Source organism: Serratia sp. K1WW1 (assembly GCF_055790865.1).
Map to the genome: position 1 here is coordinate 337,259 of NZ_CM147697.1, position 18,827 is coordinate 356,085.

General features: G+C 55.7%; 15 protein-coding genes and 4 tRNA genes. 15 read left to right on the plus strand and 4 right to left on the minus strand.

Going from position 1 to position 18,827, the window contains the following annotated elements; translation table 11 throughout:
* The first annotated feature begins 46 nt into the window (after positions 1-46).
* The 15 genes from wecB to ACX9GU_RS01620 all read left to right on the plus strand — a co-directional run bounded on the left by wecB (position 47) and on the right by ACX9GU_RS01620 (position 13,106).
* Positions 47-1,177, plus strand: coding sequence for a non-hydrolyzing UDP-N-acetylglucosamine 2-epimerase (gene wecB / locus ACX9GU_RS01550; RefSeq protein ID WP_021181555.1), 1,131 nt, complete (start codon positions 47-49; stop codon positions 1,175-1,177).
* Entirely contained in the window at positions 1,174-2,436 is a 1,263-nt protein-coding gene (wecC, locus tag ACX9GU_RS01555) for a UDP-N-acetyl-D-mannosamine dehydrogenase (protein WP_024484184.1), read from the plus strand. Before wecB ends, wecC begins: the two co-directional genes overlap by 4 nt.
* A complete protein-coding gene (rffG, locus tag ACX9GU_RS01560) occupies positions 2,433-3,500 on the plus strand; it encodes a dTDP-glucose 4,6-dehydratase (protein ID WP_473193659.1) in 1,068 nt (355 codons plus the stop codon). The genes wecC and rffG overlap by 4 nt, the downstream gene beginning before the upstream one ends.
* 66 nt (positions 3,501-3,566) lie before the next feature.
* Complete coding sequence (gene rfbA, locus ACX9GU_RS01565; RefSeq protein ID WP_021181552.1) at positions 3,567-4,448, plus strand: glucose-1-phosphate thymidylyltransferase RfbA; 882 nt, start codon at positions 3,567-3,569, stop codon at positions 4,446-4,448.
* The gene (gene rffC, locus ACX9GU_RS01570) at positions 4,426-5,145 is read left to right on the plus strand and encodes a dTDP-4-amino-4,6-dideoxy-D-galactose acyltransferase (RefSeq protein ID WP_473193660.1); all 720 of its coding nucleotides are present in this window, start codon (positions 4,426-4,428) and stop codon (positions 5,143-5,145) included. The genes rfbA and rffC overlap by 23 nt, the downstream gene beginning before the upstream one ends.
* Positions 5,132-6,262, plus strand: coding sequence for a dTDP-4-amino-4,6-dideoxygalactose transaminase (rffA, locus tag ACX9GU_RS01575; protein WP_037376578.1), 1,131 nt, complete (start codon positions 5,132-5,134; stop codon positions 6,260-6,262). The genes rffC and rffA overlap by 14 nt, the downstream gene beginning before the upstream one ends.
* Before the next feature lies 1 nt (position 6,263).
* Entirely contained in the window at positions 6,264-7,514 is a 1,251-nt protein-coding gene (gene wzxE / locus ACX9GU_RS01580) for a lipid III flippase WzxE (protein ID WP_473193661.1), read from the plus strand.
* Positions 7,511-8,596 carry a TDP-N-acetylfucosamine:lipid II N-acetylfucosaminyltransferase gene (locus ACX9GU_RS01585; protein WP_473193662.1) on the plus strand — a complete coding sequence of 362 codons (1,086 nt, stop codon included), beginning with the start codon at positions 7,511-7,513 and terminating at the stop codon, positions 8,594-8,596. The genes wzxE and ACX9GU_RS01585 overlap by 4 nt, the downstream gene beginning before the upstream one ends.
* Complete coding sequence (gene wzyE, locus ACX9GU_RS01590) at positions 8,593-9,960, plus strand: ECA oligosaccharide polymerase (RefSeq protein ID WP_473193663.1); 1,368 nt, start codon at positions 8,593-8,595, stop codon at positions 9,958-9,960. Before ACX9GU_RS01585 ends, wzyE begins: the two co-directional genes overlap by 4 nt.
* Before the next feature lie 8 nt (positions 9,961-9,968).
* Positions 9,969-10,709 (plus strand): lipopolysaccharide N-acetylmannosaminouronosyltransferase, encoded by a 741-nt coding sequence (gene wecG, locus ACX9GU_RS01595; protein WP_021181548.1) that lies wholly within the window; start codon positions 9,969-9,971, stop codon positions 10,707-10,709.
* A 348-nt stretch (positions 10,710-11,057) separates the two neighbouring features.
* Complete coding sequence (thrP, locus tag ACX9GU_RS01600; protein WP_473193664.1) at positions 11,058-12,461, plus strand: bifunctional threonine/serine APC transporter ThrP; 1,404 nt, start codon at positions 11,058-11,060, stop codon at positions 12,459-12,461.
* Positions 12,462-12,596: 135 nt separating this feature from the next.
* Positions 12,597-12,673: transfer RNA gene (locus ACX9GU_RS01605), tRNA-Arg, on the plus strand.
* A 70-nt stretch (positions 12,674-12,743) separates the two neighbouring features.
* A tRNA-His gene (locus ACX9GU_RS01610) sits at positions 12,744-12,819 on the plus strand.
* Positions 12,820-12,866: 47 nt separating this feature from the next.
* A tRNA-Leu gene (locus ACX9GU_RS01615) sits at positions 12,867-12,953 on the plus strand.
* A 76-nt stretch (positions 12,954-13,029) separates the two neighbouring features.
* Positions 13,030-13,106 (plus strand) — tRNA-Pro (locus ACX9GU_RS01620).
* Positions 13,107-14,530: 1,424 nt separating this feature from the next.
* Here ACX9GU_RS01620 and hemY read toward each other — a convergent pair.
* Genes hemY through hemC form a run of 4 tightly spaced genes read right to left on the minus strand, consistent with a single transcriptional unit; the run spans position 14,531 to position 18,553 of the window.
* Positions 14,531-15,724, minus strand: a complete 1,194-nt coding sequence (gene hemY, locus ACX9GU_RS01625; protein WP_473193665.1) for a protoheme IX biogenesis protein HemY — start codon at positions 15,722-15,724, stop codon at positions 14,531-14,533.
* Between the two features lie 3 nt (positions 15,725-15,727).
* The gene (gene hemX / locus ACX9GU_RS01630; protein ID WP_473193666.1) at positions 15,728-16,852 is read right to left on the minus strand and encodes a uroporphyrinogen-III C-methyltransferase; all 1,125 of its coding nucleotides are present in this window, start codon (positions 16,850-16,852) and stop codon (positions 15,728-15,730) included.
* Between the two features lie 22 nt (positions 16,853-16,874).
* Positions 16,875-17,615, minus strand: coding sequence for a uroporphyrinogen-III synthase (gene hemD / locus ACX9GU_RS01635; RefSeq protein WP_024529531.1), 741 nt, complete (start codon positions 17,613-17,615; stop codon positions 16,875-16,877).
* Positions 17,612-18,553: a hydroxymethylbilane synthase gene (hemC, locus tag ACX9GU_RS01640; protein ID WP_473193667.1), complete on the minus strand. Its 942-nt coding sequence runs from the start codon at positions 18,551-18,553 to the stop codon at positions 17,612-17,614. The genes hemD and hemC overlap by 4 nt, the downstream gene beginning before the upstream one ends.
* Between the last annotated feature and the right edge of the window lie 274 nt (positions 18,554-18,827).

Consider the following 18,827-nt stretch of genomic DNA (forward strand, 5'->3'; position numbering starts at 1 on the left):
AACTTTGCAGGTTCGCCTGCGCTTCACCGACCAAAAGAGATTCGCTGTGAAAGTGTTGACTGTTTTTGGCACCAGACCGGAAGCCATCAAAATGGCACCTCTGGTACATGCTCTGGCTCAGGATGATGCCTTTGAGTCAAGAGTCTGCGTAACGGCACAGCATCGTGAGATGCTGGATCAGGTACTGCGTTTGTTTGAAATCGTACCGGACTACGACCTGAATATTATGAAACCGGGCCAGGGGCTGAGTGAAATCACCTGCCGCATTCTGGAAGGGATCAAAGGCGTACTGGAGGACTTCAAGCCGGACGTGGTGTTGGTTCACGGTGACACGACGACCACCATGGCGACCAGCCTGGCGGCGTTTTATCAGCGTATCCCGGTGGGGCATGTGGAAGCGGGTCTGCGTACCGGTAATCTCTATTCTCCTTGGCCTGAAGAGGCCAACCGCAAGTTGACGGGGCATTTGGCGATGTATCATTTCTCGCCAACCGAAAATTCACGGCAGAACCTGTTACGTGAATCGCTGCGGGACGACCATATTTTCGTCACGGGTAACACCGTGATCGATGCGTTGCTGTGGGTGCGCGATCGCATCATGCACAACCCAGAGCTGCGCAGCAGCCTTGACCAGCGTTATCCTTTCCTGGATGCCAACAAAAAGCTGATCCTGGTGACCGGGCACCGCCGCGAAAGCTTCGGTGGCGGTTTCGAGCGCATCTGTAGCGCCTTGGCCGAGATTGCTCTTCAGCATCCTGATGTGCAGGTGGTGTATCCGGTGCACCTCAACCCGAACGTCAGCGAGCCGGTCAACCGTATTTTGAAGGGGATCGATAACATCATTCTGATCGATCCGCAGGATTACCTGCCGTTTGTCTATCTGATGACGCGATCTTATCTGATCCTGACCGACTCGGGCGGCATTCAGGAAGAGGCGCCATCGCTGGGTAAACCGGTGTTGGTGATGCGTGATACCACCGAGCGGCCAGAAGCGGTAGATGCCGGTACGGTACAGCTGGTGGGAACGGACGTAGCTAAAATTGTTGATGCGGTAACCCGGTTATTGACAGACGAAGGCGAATACCACGCCATGAGCCGGGCGCATAACCCATACGGTGACGGGCATGCCTGCCAACGTATCCTCGAAGCTTTAAAGAATCATCAGGTGACACTATGAGTTTTAACACTATTTCAGTTATTGGCCTGGGCTATATCGGTTTGCCAACGGCGGCGGCGTTTGCTTCCCGCAAGAAAAAAGTGGTGGGCGTAGATGTTAACCAGCACGCGGTAGATACCATTAACCGCGGTGCCATCCACATCGTCGAACCTGATTTGGATCGCGTGGTAAAAGAAGCGGTAGAAGGCGGTTATCTGCAGGCGGTGACTAAACCGCTGGCGGCAGATGCGTTCCTGATCGCCGTACCAACGCCGTTCAAAGGGGATCACGAACCCGATCTGGCCTATGTTGAAGCCGCCGCCAAGTCATTGGCACCGGTACTGAAAAAAGGCGACCTGGTGATCCTGGAATCCACTTCACCGGTGGGCGCTACCGAACAGATGGCCCTGTGGCTGGCAGAGGCGCGTAGCGATCTGAGCTTCCCGCAGGATGCCGGTGAGCAGGCTGACGTGAACATTGCCTACTGTCCTGAGCGCGTACTGCCTGGGCAGGTGATGGTTGAGCTGATCCAGAATGACCGCGTGATTGGCGGGATGACGCCAAAATGCTCTGAGCGCGCCAGCGCGCTGTACAAGATTTTCCTCGAAGGCGAGTGTGTGATCACCAACTCGCGCACCGCCGAGATGTGCAAACTGACGGAAAACAGCTTCCGCGACGTTAACATCGCGTTTGCCAACGAGCTTTCGCTGATCTGTGCCGAGCAGGGCATTAACGTGTGGGAACTGATCCGCCTGGCCAACCGCCACCCGCGCGTCAACATTCTGCAACCTGGCCCAGGCGTGGGCGGGCACTGTATCGCCGTTGACCCTTGGTTCATCGTGGCGCAGAACCCGCAACAGGCTCGTCTGATCCATACTGCGCGCCTGGTTAACGACGGCAAACCGCTCTGGGTGGTCGATCAAGTCAAGGCAGCCGTGGCAGATTGCCTGGCGGCTACCAACAAGCGCGCTTCTGAAGTGAAAATTGCCTGCTTCGGTTTGGCGTTCAAACCCAATATCGACGACCTGCGTGAAAGCCCGGCGGTTGAAGTAGCCCACCTGATTGCCGATTGGCACGTGGGTGAAACCCTGGCGGTCGAGCCTAACGTTGAGCAATTGCCGAAGTCACTGGCGGGCCACGTTACGCTGAAAAAACTACCTGAGGCCTTACAGCAGGCGGATGTGATCGTCATGCTGGTCGATCATAAAGAATTCAAGGCCATCAGGCCGGAAGAGATTAAGCAGTCCTGGATCGTGGACACCAAAGGAGTTTGGCGTTGAAACGTATTTTGGTCACCGGCGGGGCCGGATTTATCGGCTCTGCAGTAGTAAGACATATCATCGAGGGGACCCGCGATAGCGTGGTGGTGGTTGATAAGCTCACCTATGCCGGTAACCTGGAGTCGCTGGCGGGTGTGGCGGACAACGAGCGCTATGCTTTCGAGCAGGTAGATATCTGCGACCGTGCCGCACTGGACCGCGTTTTTGCCCAGTACCAGCCGGATTTCGTGATGCACCTGGCGGCAGAAAGCCACGTTGACCGCTCGATCGACGGCCCGGCGGCCTTTATCGAAACCAACATCGTGGGCACTTACACCATGTTGGAAGCTGCCCGCCATTATTGGCAGGAGCTGGCGGCAGAGAAAAAGCAGGCTTTCCGTTTCCATCATATCTCTACCGATGAAGTGTACGGCGACCTGCACGGCACCGACGATCTGTTTACCGAAACTACGCCTTACGCGCCAAGCAGCCCGTATTCTGCCTCCAAGGCCTCGAGCGACCACCTGGTGCGCGCCTGGCTGCGTACCTACGGTTTCCCTACCGTCGTGACCAACTGCTCCAACAACTATGGCCCTTATCACTTCCCAGAGAAGCTGGTGCCGCTGGTGATCCTCAATGCCATCTCCGGCAAACCGCTGCCGGTCTACGGCGACGGTGCGCAGGTGCGTGACTGGTTGTTTGTAGAAGACCATGCGCGGGCGTTATATCAGGTGGTGACAGAAGGTGTGATTGGGGAAACCTATAACATCGGCGGCCACAACGAGCGCAAAAACATCGAAGTGGTACAGACCATCTGCGATCTGCTGGAAGAGCTGGCACCGAACAAACCGCAGGGCGTGGCGAAATATCGCGATCTGATCACGTACGTTAAAGATCGCCCTGGCCACGATATGCGCTATGCCATCGATGCGGGCAAAATTGAACGTGAACTGGGTTGGCGCCCACAGGAAACCTTTGAAAGCGGCATCCGCAAAACGGTTTCCTGGTATCTGAACAATGAAACCTGGTGGCGCCGCGTGCAAGACGGTTCCTATGCAGGCGAGCGTTTAGGGCTAAACCAATAATCCTATCTAGGTAAACGCACGGAAGGCTATAAGCGCCGTGCGGCTAGCGGAAGTTCAGGAGTCATGATGAAAGGTATTATTCTAGCCGGCGGTTCGGGGACGCGTTTACACCCGATCACCCGCGGCGTCTCCAAGCAGTTGCTGCCCATTTACGATAAACCGATGATTTACTATCCGCTCTCGGTGCTGATGCTGGCCGGGATCCGCGATATTCTGATTATCTCTACGCCTGAAGATCTACCCTCGTTTCGCCGTTTGCTGGGCAGCGGTGAAGAGTTTGGCATCAACCTGAGCTACGCCGAACAACCGAGCCCGGACGGGTTGGCGCAGGCCTTCCTGATTGGCGAAGAGTTTATCGGCGGCGAGCCGTGCTGCCTGGTGCTGGGCGACAATATTTACTTCGGCCAGGGCTTCAGCCCGAAACTGAAAAGCGTGGTCCAGGGTTTGAAAGGTGCCACGGTATTCGGTTACCAGGTCATGGACCCAGAGCGCTTTGGCGTAGTGGAGTTCGACGACAACTTCCGCGCGCTATCGATTGAAGAAAAGCCGCTGAAGCCGAAGTCCAACTGGGCGGTCACCGGTCTCTATTTCTATGACAACCAGGTGGTGGATTTCGCCAAGCAGGTGAAGCCTTCCGAACGCGGCGAGCTGGAAATTACCAGCATCAACCAGATGTATCTGGAGCGTGGCGAACTGAGCGTCGAGCTGCTGGGGCGTGGTTTTGCCTGGCTCGATACCGGCACTCACGACAGCCTGATCGAAGCCAGTACCTTTGTGCAGACGGTAGAAAAGCGCCAGGGGTTCAAGGTGGCCTGTCTGGAAGAGATTGCCTGGCGTAACGGCTGGCTGGATGATGATGGCGTAAGACGCTCGGCGCAGGCGTTAGCCAAAACCGGCTATGGCAAATACTTACTGGATTTACTGCATGTCCGTCCACGCCAATATTGAGCCTTTGGGCTGGGAAAGCGAGTATTTCCAACTCACTAGCGCCAAACTGCATTTTGACGATGCGGCTCCTGCGCTTACGGTAGATGAACTGGATGCGTTTGCGCTGGTTCAGGCCAAGATCCCGGCTCAGCGCCTGGACTTGGCCGATGGTTTGGCTGGCGCGGGATTTCGGCTGGTAGAGGGCGAAGTGGACTTTGCCCTGGCAATTGGCACAGATTGTGCATTGAATTTACCGGCCATCCGCATCGCCCAGCCCGAAGATATTCCACTGTTGCGTTCGGTGGCGGCCAAGGTTTTTGCCGCCAGCCGTTTTCGCGCGCCTTGGTATCAGCCGCAGGACAGCGGGCGTTTTTACGCCACCTGGATTGAAAAAGCGGTGCTGGGGACGTTTGACCATCAGTGCCTGCTAGTGCTGGGCAGCGATGGGGAGCCAGAAGGGTTTGTCAGCCTGCGTGATATCGGCCAGCAAGAGGCGCGTATCGGCCTGCTGGCGGCATTCCCAGGTGTACAAGGTAAAGGGACCGGTTCTCGGCTGATGATTGCCGCGATCGCCTGGTGCCAGCAGCAACGGCTGCAGCGCCTGCGGATCGCGACTCAGATAAGTAATATTGCCGCGTTACGGCTCTATCAACGGCACGGTGCCACCCTAGAAAGCACCGCGTATTGGTTCTATAGAGGTTTACATGATCCCATTTAACGCTCCACCGGTTGTTGGCACGGAACTCGATTATATGCAGGCCGCGATGAGCAGCGGCAAACTCTGTGGTGACGGTGGTTTTACCCGTCGCTGCCAGCAGTGGATGGAACAGCATTTCGGCTGCCCGAAAGTGCTGCTGACGCCGTCTTGCACCGCGTCACTGGAAATGGCCGCCATCCTGCTGGATATCCAGCCGGGTGATGAAGTGATCATGCCGAGCTACACCTTCGTATCCACCGCTAACGCCTTTGTGCTGCGCGGGGCGGTGATGGTGTTTGTCGATCTGCGTCCAGACACCATGAACATCGATGAAACCAAGATTGAAGCGGCGATCACCGATAAAACCCGTGCCATCGTACCGGTGCATTACGCTGGCGTGGCCTGCGAAATGGACACCATCATGGCGCTGGCGAAGAAGTACAACCTGATGGTGGTTGAGGATGCTGCGCAGGGCGTGATGTCGACCTATAAAGGCAAAGCCTTGGGGACTATCGGCCATATCGGCTGCTTCAGCTTCCATGAGACCAAAAACTACACCGCTGGCGGTGAAGGTGGCGCGACGCTGATTAACGACCCGGCCCTGATCGATCGTGCCGAAGTGATCCGTGAAAAAGGCACCAACCGCAGCCAGTTCTTCCGTGGTCAGGTGGACAAATATACCTGGCGCGATATTGGTTCCAGCTATCTGATGTCAGATCTGCAAGCCGCTTATCTATGGGCACAGCTGGAAGCCGCCGAGACGATCAACCAGCGCCGTCTGAAGCTGTGGCAGAACTATTATGATGCATTGAAACCGTTGGCGGACTCAGGGCGTATCGCCTTGCCGGTCATTCCGGCCAACTGCGTGCACAACGCCCATATGTTCTACATCAAGCTGAAAGACGTGCAGGATCGCACCGCGTTTATCGACTACCTGAAAGAAGCCGAAATCATGTCGGTGTTCCACTACATCCCACTGCACGCCTGCCCGGCGGGTGAGAAGTTTGGCCGTTTCTCCGGCGAAGACCGCTTCACCACCAAAGAGAGCGAGCGCCTGGTGCGTCTGCCGCTGTTCTTTAACATGTCAGACGTCAATCAACGTACGGTGATCAATACCATCCTGAGCTTCCTCGCCTGATATGTCACTGGCAAAAGCTTCGATTTGGACCGCTGGCTCCACGCTGATCAAAATCGGCGTGGGGTTGCTGGTGGTAAAAATGCTGGCGGTGGCCTTCGGCCCCAGCGGGGTTGGGCAGGCGGGTAACTTCCGCCAGTTGATCACCGTGCTGGGCGTGCTGTCGGGTGCCGGTATTTTTAACGGTATCACCAAGTATGTGGCGGAATATCATCAGGATCCGCAGCGGTTGCGGATGGCGGTGGGCACCGCGTCCAGCATCGTGCTGGGTTTCTCAACCCTGCTGGCGCTGGTGTTCCTGTTTGCTGCCGAGCCGATCAGCCGTGGGCTGTTTGGCCATGGCGACTATGTGAACGTGGTGCGGGCGGTGGCGTTTATCCAGATGGGGATTGCCTACGCCAACCTGTTCCTGGCGATCCTCAAAGGTTATCGCGATGCGATGGGTAACGCACTGGCGGTGATCGCCGGTAGCCTGATCGGCGTGGCGGCCTTTACGCTATGCTTTAAGCTGGGCGGCTATGAAGGCGCGTTGGCCGGGCTGGCTCTGGTTCCTGCCCTGGTGGTGTTGCCTGCCGGTTTCATGCTGTGGCGGCGCAAGGCGTTGCCGCTGCGCTATCTGGCGCTGGCCTGGGATAAGGCGCTGGCCAGCCATCTCGGTAAGTTTACCCTGATGGCGCTGATCACCTCCGTGACCTTGCCGGTCGCCTATGTAATGATGCGTAACCTGTTGGCGGAGCATTACGGCTGGGACGAAGTGGGGATCTGGCAAGGGGTGAGCAGTATCTCCGATGCCTACCTGCAGTTTATTACCGCTTCTTTCACCGTTTATCTGCTGCCAACGCTGTCACGCCTGCAAGAGAAAAGCGCCATTTCGCGGGAGATCGTGCGCTCGCTGAAGTTTGTGCTGCCTGCGGTCGCCGCTGCCAGCTTTACCGTCTGGCTGCTGCGTGACTTCGCCATCTGGCTGCTGTTCTCTGAGAAATTCGTTGCCATGCGCGATCTGTTTGCCTGGCAACTGGTGGGGGACGTGCTGAAAGTCGGGGCCTACGTCTTCGGTTACCTGGTGATCGCCAAGGCGTCGCTCCGTTTTTATATTCTGACAGAGGTCAGCCAGTTTGCCTTGCTGACGCTGTTCTCGCACTGGCTGATCCCGCTGCACGGCGCATTAGGGGCGGCACAGGCCTATATGGCAACCTACATCGTGTATTTTGCGCTCTGTAGCTGCGTATTTATTCTTTATCGTAGACGAGTATGACCATACTAATCCACGTACTGGGATCTGATATCCCGCATCATAATCAGACGGTGCTGCGCTTCTTTAATGACGTGCTGGCTGAACGCCTGCCCGCAGAACAAGTGTGTCACTTCATGGTGGCAGCCAAAGATGTGGCCGCGTTGGGCCACTTTCCCAAACTGACCATCGAGGCTTTCCCAGGCAAAAAGAGCCTGGCAGAGGCAGTGATTGCCCGTGCCAAGGCCAACCGTGACACCCGCCTGTTCCTGCATGGCCAGTTTAACGCGGCGCTGTGGCTGGCCTTGCTGAGCGGCAAGATCAAGCCGCGCCAGGTGAGTTGGCATATCTGGGGGGCCGATCTGTATGAAAACGCCACCAGTTGGAAATACCGCCTGTTCTACGTGCTGCGCCGCATTGCCCAAGGGCGGGTTGGCCACGTGTTTGCTACCCGAGGCGACCTGATCCACTACCAGCAGCGGCACGCGCGCGTTCCGGCCTCGCTGCTGTATTTCCCAACGCGGATGGATCCTGCCCTGACGGGTATCGAAGTCGAAAAGAACCTGGCTGGGCCGATGACCATCCTGGTGGGCAACTCTGGCGATACCACCAACCGCCATATTGAGGCGTTGCAGGCGATCCATCAGCAATTTGGTGACAAGGTGCGGGTGATTTTGCCGATGGGCTATCCGGCTAATAACGACGTCTATATTGCCCAGGTGCGCGCGGCTGGCCTGAAGCTGTTCTCTGAACAGAATCTGCAACTGCTGACCCAGCAGGTGGCGTTTGACGATTATCTCAATATCCTGCGTGAGTGCGATCTCGGCTACTTCATTTTCGACCGCCAGCAGGGGATTGGTACGCTGTGCCTGTTGATCCAGTTTGGCGTGCCTTTTGTACTCAGCCGTAAGAACCCGTTCTGGCAGGACCTGGCCGAGCAGCATCTGCCGGTGCTGTTCTATGGCGATTCGCTGGATGAAGCCGTGGTGCGCGAATCACAGCGCCAACTGGCAACGCTGGATAAGCAGTCTATCGCCTTTTTCAATCCGAACTATGTTGATGGCTGGCAGCAGGCATTGGCGCTGGCAGCGGGGGAAAACCCATGACGCTGGCACAGTTTGGCGGGCTGTTTGTCGTCTATCTGATCGGGGCGCTGTTTGTGCTGACCCTGACCTATCAGGAGTTTCGGCGCGTCCGCTTCAACTTTAACGTCTTCTTTTCTTTACTCTATCTGCTGACGTTTTACTTTGGCTTCCCGCTGACCTGCCTGCTGGTGTTCCAGTTTGACGTGGCCGTGGTGCCAGTAGAATTCCTGCTGTACACCATTCTCTCAGCCACCGCCTTCTACGCGATTTACTACGTCAGCTACAAGACGAGGTTGCGTAAACGCACTGGCCAGCCGCATAAGCCGGTGTTCACCATGAACCGGGTTGAGACGCATATCACCTGGATATTGCTGGCGCTGGTGGCGATCGGTACCGTGGGCATCTTCTTTATGCAGAACGGTTTCCTGCTGTTCAAGCTCAACTCCTACAGCCAAATCTTCTCCAGCGATGTATCGGGGGTAGCGCTTAAGCGCTTCTTCTACTTCTTTATCCCGGCGATGCTGGTGGTCTATTTCCTTAAGCAGGATGTGCGCGCCTGGTTCTTCTTCCTGGCGGCCACGGTGGCGTTTGGCATTCTGACCTACGTTATCGTTGGCGGTACCCGTGCCAACATCATCATCGCGTTCGCTCTATTCCTGTTTATCGGCATTGTGCGCGGCTGGATCTCGCTGTGGATGCTGGTGGCCGCCGGGGTGTTCGGCATCGTCGGCATGTTCTGGCTGGCGTTGAAACGCTATAGCCTGGATGTCAGCGGCCCGGAAGCGTTCTACACTTTCCTGTATCTGACCCGTGATACCTTCTCGCCGTGGGAGAACCTGGGGCTACTGCTGCAAAATTACGACAAGATCGATTTCCAGGGGCTGGCCCCGATCGTGCGTGATTTCTATGTCTTTATCCCTGCCTGGCTGTGGCCGGGGCGGCCGGATCTGGTGCTGAATACCGCCAACTACTTTACCTGGGAAGTGCTGGACAACCACTCCGGGCTGGCGATTTCCCCGACGCTGATTGGTTCGCTGGTGGTGATGGGCGGGGTGCTGTTTATCCCGCTGGGCGCCATTGTGGTGGGCCTGATCATCAAGTGGTTCGACTGGCTGTATGAACTGGGCAAAAGTGAACAGAACCGCTTTAAGGCGGCGATTTTGCAAGGGTTCTGCTTTGGTGCGGTGTTTAATATCATCGTGCTGGCGCGTGAGGGGGTTGATTCCTTTGTCTCACGCGTGGTGTTCTTCTGCATCATTTTTGGTGCCTGCCTGATATTGGCAAAATTACTGTACTGGCTGTTTGATGCTGCCGGGCTTATCAAGACTCGAATTATGCGCAAGCGCGCGTTGGCTCCCGTTGCCAACTCCCTTGTGCCAAGGTAACAGTGACAATGGAAGCAAACATTTCGGTTCCCAAGTATGAGCTGCGCGGTTTCAGCCTGTGGGGCTTTCGCAACATGGCGCAGTGTATGGATTTTCTGTTCGACGGTGGCAGGGTCAAGCAAGGCACCCTGGTGGCGATGAACGCCGAGAAAATCCTCAATGCGGAAACCGATCCGGCGCTGCATGCCCTGCTGGATGAGGCTGAGTACAAATATGCCGACGGCATCAGCATGGTGCGCTCCATCCGCCGCAAGTATCCTGGCGCGGAGGTGTCTCGCGTGGCTGGGGCCGACCTGTGGGAAGCCATGATGCAACGCGCGGGTCAGGAAGGCACGCCGGTGTTTCTGGTTGGCGGTAAGCCTTCGGTGCTGGCAGAGACCGAGCAGAAGCTGCGTAGCCAGTGGAATGTGAATCTGGTGGGCAGTCAGGACGGTTACTTCAAGCCGGAACAGCGGGATGCCCTGTTTGAACGCATTCATGCCAGCGGCGCGGCTATCGTTACCGTAGCCATGGGCTCGCCAAAGCAGGAAATCCTGATGCGGGATTGCCGCAAGGTGCATCCGCAGGCGCTGTATATGGGGGTTGGCGGTACCTATGACGTGTTTACCGGCCATGTAAAGCGTGCGCCCAAGGTGTGGCAAAATCTGGGCCTGGAGTGGCTTTACCGCCTGCTCAGCCAGCCGAGCCGTATACGCCGCCAACTTCGGCTACTCAAGTTTGTCGGCTATTACTACACCGGCAAGATGTGATCCACCGGCTGGAGCAGCCCCTGCGTTGCTCCAGCGTCTGTTTTGCCCAAATAATCTCCCTATCGGCCAAAACGTGGTCAAAGCTATAACCTCGATCAATCATTCCCCCTTCACTTATTCCATATGGTTTTAATTCGCGGTTTGCTTATAGCGGCAAAATGCGAAACCATAACGCCCGAAAATTTTCCCAGGCCGCAGCGGCACTTCTCCGCGATTAAATTGTGCAGATTGCTCGTTAAGTTGCGTTTTGTCTGGAGGGGGATGAATTACACTCAACTTGTCTAAAACAATAATGACCGGCACCGATCGGCAGGCAAACAACATCATAAAAAATATGACTGAGGATGTATGGCAAGCAAAGAAAAACCACAAGGTTTACATCGCGGGTTGGAAGCGCGACATATAGAGCTGATCGCTCTGGGCGGGACGATCGGTGTGGGTCTGTTTATGGGATCGGCCAGTACGCTGAAATGGGCAGGACCTTCGGTGCTACTGGCCTATATCATCGCTGGCCTGTTTGTATTCTTCATCATGCGTTCGATGGGCGAGATGCTGTTCCTGGAGCCGGTGGCGGGCTCTTTCGCCGTCTATGCACACAAATACATGAACCCCTTTTTCGGCTATCTCACCGCCTGGGGCTACTGGTTTATGTGGCTCGCCGTGGGGATATCGGAAATCACGGCTATCGGCGTCTATGTGCAGTTCTGGTTCCCAGAGATACCGCAGTGGCTGCCTGCATTAATTGCGGTCGCCATGGTCGCGTTAGCCAACCTGGCGGCGGTGCGCCTGTACGGTGAGCTGGAGTTCTGGTTTGCCATGATTAAGGTTACCACCATTATCGTGATGATCCTGGTAGGGCTGGGGGTGATCTTCTTCGGCTTCGGTAACGGTGGGCAGCCGACCGGGTTTGCCAACCTGACGGCTCACGGCGGCTTCTTTGCCGGTGGCTGGAAAGGCTTCCTGTTTGCGCTGTGTATCGTGGTGGCTTCTTACCAGGGAGTTGAGCTGGTCGGCATTACTGCCGGGGAAGCAAAGAATCCGCAGGTGACGCTCAAACGTGCGATCAACAATATCCTGTGGCGCATCCTGATTTTCTATGTCGGTGCCATCTTCGTGATTGTCACCATATTCCCGTGGAATGGTATCGGCACCGCTGGCAGCCCGTTTGTACTGACCTTTGCCAAGATTGGTATCGTCGCCGCCGCGGGTATCATCAACTTTGTGGTGCTGACCGCCGCGCTCTCCGGCTGCAACAGCGGCATGTATAGCGGAGGCCGCATGCTATATGCCCTGGCCAAGAACCGCCAACTGCCTGCGGCATTGACCAGGCTTTCTGCCAGCGGCGTGCCGGTCAACTGTATTGCCATTACTATCATCTGCCTGTTGGTGGGGTCTGCGCTGAACTACGTGATCCCCAATCCTCAGCAGGTGTTCGTCTATGTCTACAGCGCCAGCGTGCTGCCGGGCATGATGCCGTGGTTCGTGGTGCTGATTAGCCAGATCTACTTCCGCCGTGCCCATAAAGAAGCGATGAAGACCCACAGCTTCAAGTCATTTATGTTCCCTTACGTGAACTACCTGACCATCGCTTTCCTGATTTGTGTGCTGGTTGGCATGGGGATCAACCCGGATACGCGTATTTCGTTGCTGGTGGGGATGATTTTCCTGGCTGCGGTGAGCCTGTGCTACTTTGTCTTCGGTATGCACAAAGTTCATCATGAGCCTGAAAAGCGGACAGAAAGTCAGCGTTAACCTTAAGAAAAGGGCCTTGTCGGGCCCTTTCTGCTGCAAGAGTGAGCAAAGGGGCAGCGAACTCAACATTTCTTAGAAAAAGCACTAGACAGGATGGGCATAAAACCGTAGTATCCCCACCCGCAACGGCGCTACGCGCCCGTAGCTCAGCTGGATAGAGCGCTGCCCTCCGGAGGCAGAGGTCTCAGGTTCGAATCCTGTCGGGCGCGCCATTAATTTTGTGCGCAGGAGCTGCGGTGGTATGATTACCGCGTGAAGTAAGTAGTAGATAAAGTAGTTATGGTGGCTATAGCTCAGTTGGTAGAGCCCTGGATTGTGATTCCAGTTGTCGTGGGTTCGAGCCCCATTAGCCACCCCACTTTACCTAGGGTAAAGTAAAAGAATTGAAAGCTGTTTTGTGACAGTGCGAAGGTGGCGGAATTGGTAGACGCGCTAGCTTCAGGTGTTAGTGTTCTTACGGACGTGAGGGTTCAAGTCCCTCTCTTCGCACCACACACAAAATGTCTGATAAATTTAATATTTACATAGACATAGGCTGGAAAGTTCGGTAGTATCAGCAACAAGAAATCGGCGAGTAGCGCAGCTTGGTAGCGCAACTGGTTTGGGACCAGTGGGTCGGAGGTTCGAATCCTCTCTCGCCGACCACATTCAAGAAAGCCCGCTTTTTAAGCGGGCTTTTTTACGTCTGGAATTTGTGTAACCTGCTCAGCAATGAGCGGGTTTTTTGCTTTTTATGCTGGATGAAATTGTGGGCGTACGATACCTGAGATATCTTGCTGACCCCTCACCCTAACCCTCTCCCACAGGGAGAGGGGACCGATCGAGTTCGTTGATTTCTCTGAGTAATGCCCGGCCTTTCTTCTTACTCATTACTCTCCGAAGTGGTACGTGCTAATCGGGCGATCCGGAAAACTTCCTTTCTTTTGGTGACCGATCGAGTTCGTTGATTTCTCTGCGTATAACCCTGCCTTTCTTCTAACTCATCACTCTCCGAAGCGGTACGGGCTAATCAAGGGCTCAGGGCAGCTCCCTCTCCCTGTGGGAGAGGGTTGGGGTGAGGGGAAGCAGACAACTGTAGAGCTGGCTTTACCAGGGAATGAGCAAAAGGAAGCAGAGATAAGCGCTGGAAAAACGGCAGGGTGCGAAATGGAGGATAAACAATGCAACGACTTCTGGAGCATATCGGCATCATGCCGTCTTTGCCCCAGATTATAGTCGTTTAGTTCAGGCAGGCGTTACGTCGGCAATCAGAGATTGATGGTGCCGAATGAGAAGTCTACGTTGTTGAAAGCGGTGATGATTTTGTTAATCAGTTTCATAGTGGCAGTCCCCAGAGAGTCATTGATAGTGTGATTCACGTCACACAAATAGGCTACACCTGCCCGCCAAATCGATCAAGTATTTTGTGATGTGTATCACAAAAATATTAAACCGGCGTTTTATTTTAATGCAGGTCGTTTTGTCGGGCGGCTTTATCTTGGCAAACTCTGCGAAATTTCAACCTGTCTCCTTTTGTCCTTTATGGGCATGGTTGCTGTCGTCAGTTTGAGACATTTAACATGATGATTTTAATCAATAAAAAAGACTTCTCATTAACCCGTCGTTTTAAGGCGACAGGATCCGTAGAGGGGCAAATCGCAGCGAACGGGAGGGAAAAATCAGAGGGGTTAATGGAGGTAATTTAAAACCGTTTAAATTCATAATGATGAGTTAATTTTTTGCCTGTTGGTACTCAGTAGTCAAAAGTTGGCACGCCAAGTGCAATATCTCTATCGTAGATGCTCATTCCACTTCTTATGTTCGCCTTAGGCCTCATAAACCCAGGAATGATGCAGAGCCGATTTTAGGGTGCCTATTGCCCACCTGAACGATGAAAGGGTTGCTTGCAACGGCTTCATCACACTCCGGGCAAAACGTTGAGTGAGGCACCACCCCAGTTGTCCTAGACCTGATTGCTTCTTTTATACACTTGTCTCGCGGCAAGTGTTTTTTTTTGCCCCAAGGAAAGTTTCAGGCAAAAAAAAGGGCCCAGCACGGCATGCTGAGCCCTGATAAGCCAACCGGGGAGGTTACTCGCCGTTTTGCTTGAGCGTTAACATCAGCCCTTCACGGCGCATCTGTGTGGCTTCATCGCTGCGGTGCAGCTTATCCAACGCATCTGCCAGCCAGGCGTAGTCATAGGCATCTGGCCGCTGTTGCAGTGCTGCATGGAACGCATCACTGGCTTGCTGCCATTCACCGTGCTTCATCAGTAACTGACCCAGCGTGCTGTTAAGCAACGGCGTCGCACCATGCTGCTTGATCTGTTGGCGTAACGCTTTCTCCAACTGCTCCGGATTGCCAGACTTGATGCGTGGGATCAACAACACCAACCGCTCGTCGTATTGGCGTTTCAGACCGTCCAGCACAATGTTTTGTGCCAGTTCATGGTCATCACACTCAATAAGATGTTCCACCATCGCTACCTGTAGCGGGATTTCATGGCGGATTTTACGGCTCTGATCTTTCCACCAGCGCTTCAACCCTTCACTGCCTTCATCTGCCATGGCCTGATTCATCAGGCCGATATAGGCCTGCTGCTGTAAAGCCTGTAGCTCTTCTTCGCTGTGCAGGTTGATTTTGCTCATCGAAGGCAGAATTTCCAGCAGTGAGGCATAAGCGCCGGTGCGCAGATAGGCCTGCTCCGCCAGCCGCAGCACTTCCGGGTGACGCGGTGCCTGGTTCAGCAAGCTATCGACGCCGTGCCGTGCCGCATGGGCTTCACCCTGAGCCAGCTGAATACGCACACGGGTAATGTCTACCGGCAACTGATCGGTATCGGCAGCCTCTGCGGCACGCTCCAGATACTGATTGGTGCGGAAGCCATCACCACGTTGCTGTGCAGCTTCCGCCGCCAGCAGGTAGTTCACCACCGGTTGCTCGGCGTGATCGGCATTGCGGGTCAGCAGTTTCTCTACCTGCTTGTAATCCCCTTCCGCCAGTTTGATCAGCGCCGCTTTGGTTTGCTTACGGGCGCGGCTGCGTTTGCGGCCAAGGAACCAGCCACGGGTGCGCGCGCCAGTGCGGAAGACGCGGCGCAGGATCCATTCGATGACAAACAGCGCCAGGAACAGCAGTACCGCCATAATCACCAGACCGGTGACGCTGGTTTCGACGTTGTAATTGTCGGTCTGGATCAGCACATAGCCTTGGTGCCCGGCCAGCATCGGCCCCAGCACCAGGCTGGCAATCAGCACCAGAAACAGGAATAACACGCGTAACATGGCTTATCCCTCCTGGTGAGTGGCAGGGGCCTGGGCCAACAGATTACGCACCCGGGTCTGCATCAGTTTTTCCAGCATCGGCTGGCTTTTCAGCTGGCCCGGTACGTCCATGGAGATCGATTGCTGGCTCAGGCTGTCCAACTCTTCCAGGAACGCCTTGGTAGCCGGATCGGTGGTATCGAAGTAGGCGCGTACCCAGGTTGATACCGTTTCCAGCGACTGTTTATACACTTCGTTCTGATGACGAGGGATAGCCTGTGCGGCAACCAGCAGGCGAGAACGGATATTCTCACGCAGGTAAACATCCTGATTCGGCGCCAGCAGCGGTTCGGCACTGCTATCGCGACGGCGGACGGTAATAAAGTCCGCCATAAAGTTGTGCCAGCTCTTGGTCAGGTTTTGACGCCATTCGCTCAACGAACTGGACAGCTCACCGTCGTCTTCATCCATTGGCCGTTCGTCACGGTTGTTATCCGCCAGACGCAGGTCGTCGACCTGATTGGACAGCTGGTTGACCTTCAGGATGATGCCGTCAAAATCTATCTGCGCCACGGCGGAAAGGGTGCTGACATCTTCGGTGATAGCGCGGCGGATTTCGATCAGGCTCGGATCGTTCATCTCTGCCAGGCTAGCGTCGGCGCTTTTCAGCAGCGCAGCCGCGGTGGTGACATCCTGATCGCTCCACAGTTTGCGGCCTGCCATTTTCACCAGGAAGTCCGCCTGTGCCAGCAGCCAGGTTTTGGCATCGCTGCCGGAAATGGTGGCAACCTTATCTTGCAGTTCATTGAGCTGACGCACCAGCGAGGTTTGCTCGCGATCGGTGGCCTCCAGCGTTTTACCCTGCTGTTGCAGCAAGCCTTCCAGCGCGCTCTTTTCCTGCTGCTGGCTTTGTTTAAGCTCGGCCAACTGTTGCTGTAAGGCCTGGTTGGCGGCGATCAATGTCTGAGCCTGCTGGTGCGTGTGATAATAGCCGCCAGCACCCAGAGCGATGACCAGCACGATGGCAATCGCACCCAATACCGGGCCGGTGTTCTTACCTTTCCGGTGGTCAGCGGCTGGCTGCTGGGGGCTCTCAACCGCTGGGTTTGATTCTTCAACCGCGGCGGATGGAGTGTTTTGTTCCGTCATAGTGGCACATCCCATAGTCAGGTTATTGTAGCGCGCGGATCAGCGCGTCATTATCTGCGTTTTCAGCTACCCGAATCGTGCTCCAACCCAGCTCCTGGGCAAGGGTAGCAAGACGTTCACTGACGACTATCAGGCGGCAACGTAACAGCCACGAAGAGCGATAGTAATCAGGAACTAAAGTATAGAGCTGTTGTAACATTTCGCCGCTGGTCACTACCAGCGTATTGATACCGGCGCGTTGCCAGTGGGCGCTTTGCTCACTGCCATCATAGTGCACCGGGCTGCGTTGATAACATTCATAATAGCTTACCACTGCACCCCGCTCAGCCAGCGTCTCGCCTAGCAGCTCGCGGCCGCCGTTGCCCCGCATGATCAACGCCCGTTTACCGGTGAGCTGTTGCAACGCGGGCAGCAGTAAAAGCATTTCGCTGATTTCACGTTCACGCGGATAGTCTACCGGCAGGCTGCTGATGCGATGCATTGCCAGTGCGGTGGTGCGGCCAATAGCATAATAGGACAACTGGCCAGGCCATTGAAGCCCGGCACGATTGATGACCGAGCTGGCATAGCTGACGGCGTGCTGCGACAGGGCAAACACCAGGTCGCCCGCCTGCAACTCTGCCAGCCCCTGAGGTAAGCGGACAAGATCGTTACCGGGGGCGAAGTCGATCAGCGGCGCGTGAAAGGCAACCCGGCCAAGTGCGCGCAGGCGGCTCACCAGTTGTTCCCCGGCGGGAGAAGGGCGGGTTACCAGAATAGTCATGCAGGAGGATTTCCCTGATAGACGTCATGCAGGATCTCACGGGCCCCGGCAGCCAACAGTTCTTCTGCCAGTTCTACGCCCATTTGCTCAGCCTGTGCCGACGGGCCACGGCGTTCACCGCAGACCATCTGGCTGCCGTCGGGGGCGCCGACCAGCGCACGTAACCACAGCTCATCACCTACCAGTTCGGCATAGCTGCCGATGGGAACCTGGCAGCCCCCTTCCAGCCGGGTGTTCATCGCCCGTTCGGCGCGGACACGGATTTCGGTTTCGCGATGGTTGAGAGGAGCCAGCAAGGCGCGGGTGACGTCATCGTCAAGGCGGCATTCGATACCGACTGCGCCCTGGCCGACAGCGGGCAAGGATTCTTCCGCGCTCAGCGGGCAACGGATACGCTGTTCCAGGCCCAGACGTTTTAACCCGGCCACGGCCAGAATAATGGCGTCGTAATCGCCATTATCCAGCTTACCCAACCTTGTGCCGACGTTGCCACGCAGATCGCGCACGATCAGGTCCGGGCGACGGCGACGCAGCTGGCATTGACGGCGCAGGCTGGAGGTACCGACCACGCTGCCTAGCGGCAGTTGATCGAGTGAGGCGAAGTTATTGGAGACGAAAGCGTCACGCGGGTCGTCACGTTCACAGATGGTGACCAGCCCCAAGCCAGCGGGGAAGTCGACGGGGACGTCTTTCATCGAGTGCACGGCAATGTCTGCCCGGCCTTCCAGCAGAGCCAGCTCAAGTTCTTTGACGAACAGGCCCTTACCGCCAACCTTGGCCAGCGGCGTATCCAGAATGATGTCGCCGCGCGTGACCATAGGCACCAGTTCAACCTGCAGACCAGGGTGGCTAGCCATCAGACGCTGCTGAACATAGTGTGCTTGCCATAGGGCAAGTGGGCTCTGACGGGTGGCAATTCGAATAATTTTGTCTAACATGCTGGTTACCGTTTTTATAATTCGCCGTCCATCCTACCACTGAGGATCAAAACTGTCAGTGCAAGAAGCCACAGGCGGAGAAAGGACAACGGAATCAAAGGGGCGTGAGGGGAAGTTGGTGGCAGTTCACACTGCGGGTAAATCATTTATAGAAGCGCTAGAATAAGTGTGTCGCTTTACCTCCTTTACGGTCAATCAGCAAGGTGTTAGATTGATCACGTTTCCAGCAATAAGTCGTCAAAAATTCTTCTAAACTAAAGACGCAGCGGGAATA

Bases quoted from the DNA above. Each gene is read 5' to 3' on its own strand.
- wzxE (WP_473193661.1), top strand. From the start codon at position 6,264: ATGTCACTGGCAAAAGCTTCGATTTGGACCGCTGGCTCCACGCTGATC.
- hemC (WP_473193667.1), bottom strand. From the start codon at position 18,553: ATGTTAGACAAAATTATTCGAATTGCCACCCGTCAGAGCCCACTTGCC.
- rffC (WP_473193660.1), top strand. From the start codon at position 4,426: ATGTCCGTCCACGCCAATATTGAGCCTTTGGGCTGGGAAAGCGAGTAT.
- ACX9GU_RS01585 (WP_473193662.1), top strand. From the start codon at position 7,511: ATGACCATACTAATCCACGTACTGGGATCTGATATCCCGCATCATAAT.
- wecG (WP_021181548.1), top strand. From the start codon at position 9,969: ATGGAAGCAAACATTTCGGTTCCCAAGTATGAGCTGCGCGGTTTCAGC.
- rffA (WP_037376578.1), top strand. From the start codon at position 5,132: ATGATCCCATTTAACGCTCCACCGGTTGTTGGCACGGAACTCGATTAT.
- thrP (WP_473193664.1), top strand. From the start codon at position 11,058: ATGGCAAGCAAAGAAAAACCACAAGGTTTACATCGCGGGTTGGAAGCG.
- wzyE (WP_473193663.1), top strand. From the start codon at position 8,593: ATGACGCTGGCACAGTTTGGCGGGCTGTTTGTCGTCTATCTGATCGGG.
- hemD (WP_024529531.1), bottom strand. From the start codon at position 17,615: ATGACTATTCTGGTAACCCGCCCTTCTCCCGCCGGGGAACAACTGGTG.
- hemX (WP_473193666.1), bottom strand. From the start codon at position 16,852: ATGACGGAACAAAACACTCCATCCGCCGCGGTTGAAGAATCAAACCCA.
- hemY (WP_473193665.1), bottom strand. From the start codon at position 15,724: ATGTTACGCGTGTTATTCCTGTTTCTGGTGCTGATTGCCAGCCTGGTG.
- wecC (WP_024484184.1), top strand. From the start codon at position 1,174: ATGAGTTTTAACACTATTTCAGTTATTGGCCTGGGCTATATCGGTTTG.
- rfbA (WP_021181552.1), top strand. From the start codon at position 3,567: ATGAAAGGTATTATTCTAGCCGGCGGTTCGGGGACGCGTTTACACCCG.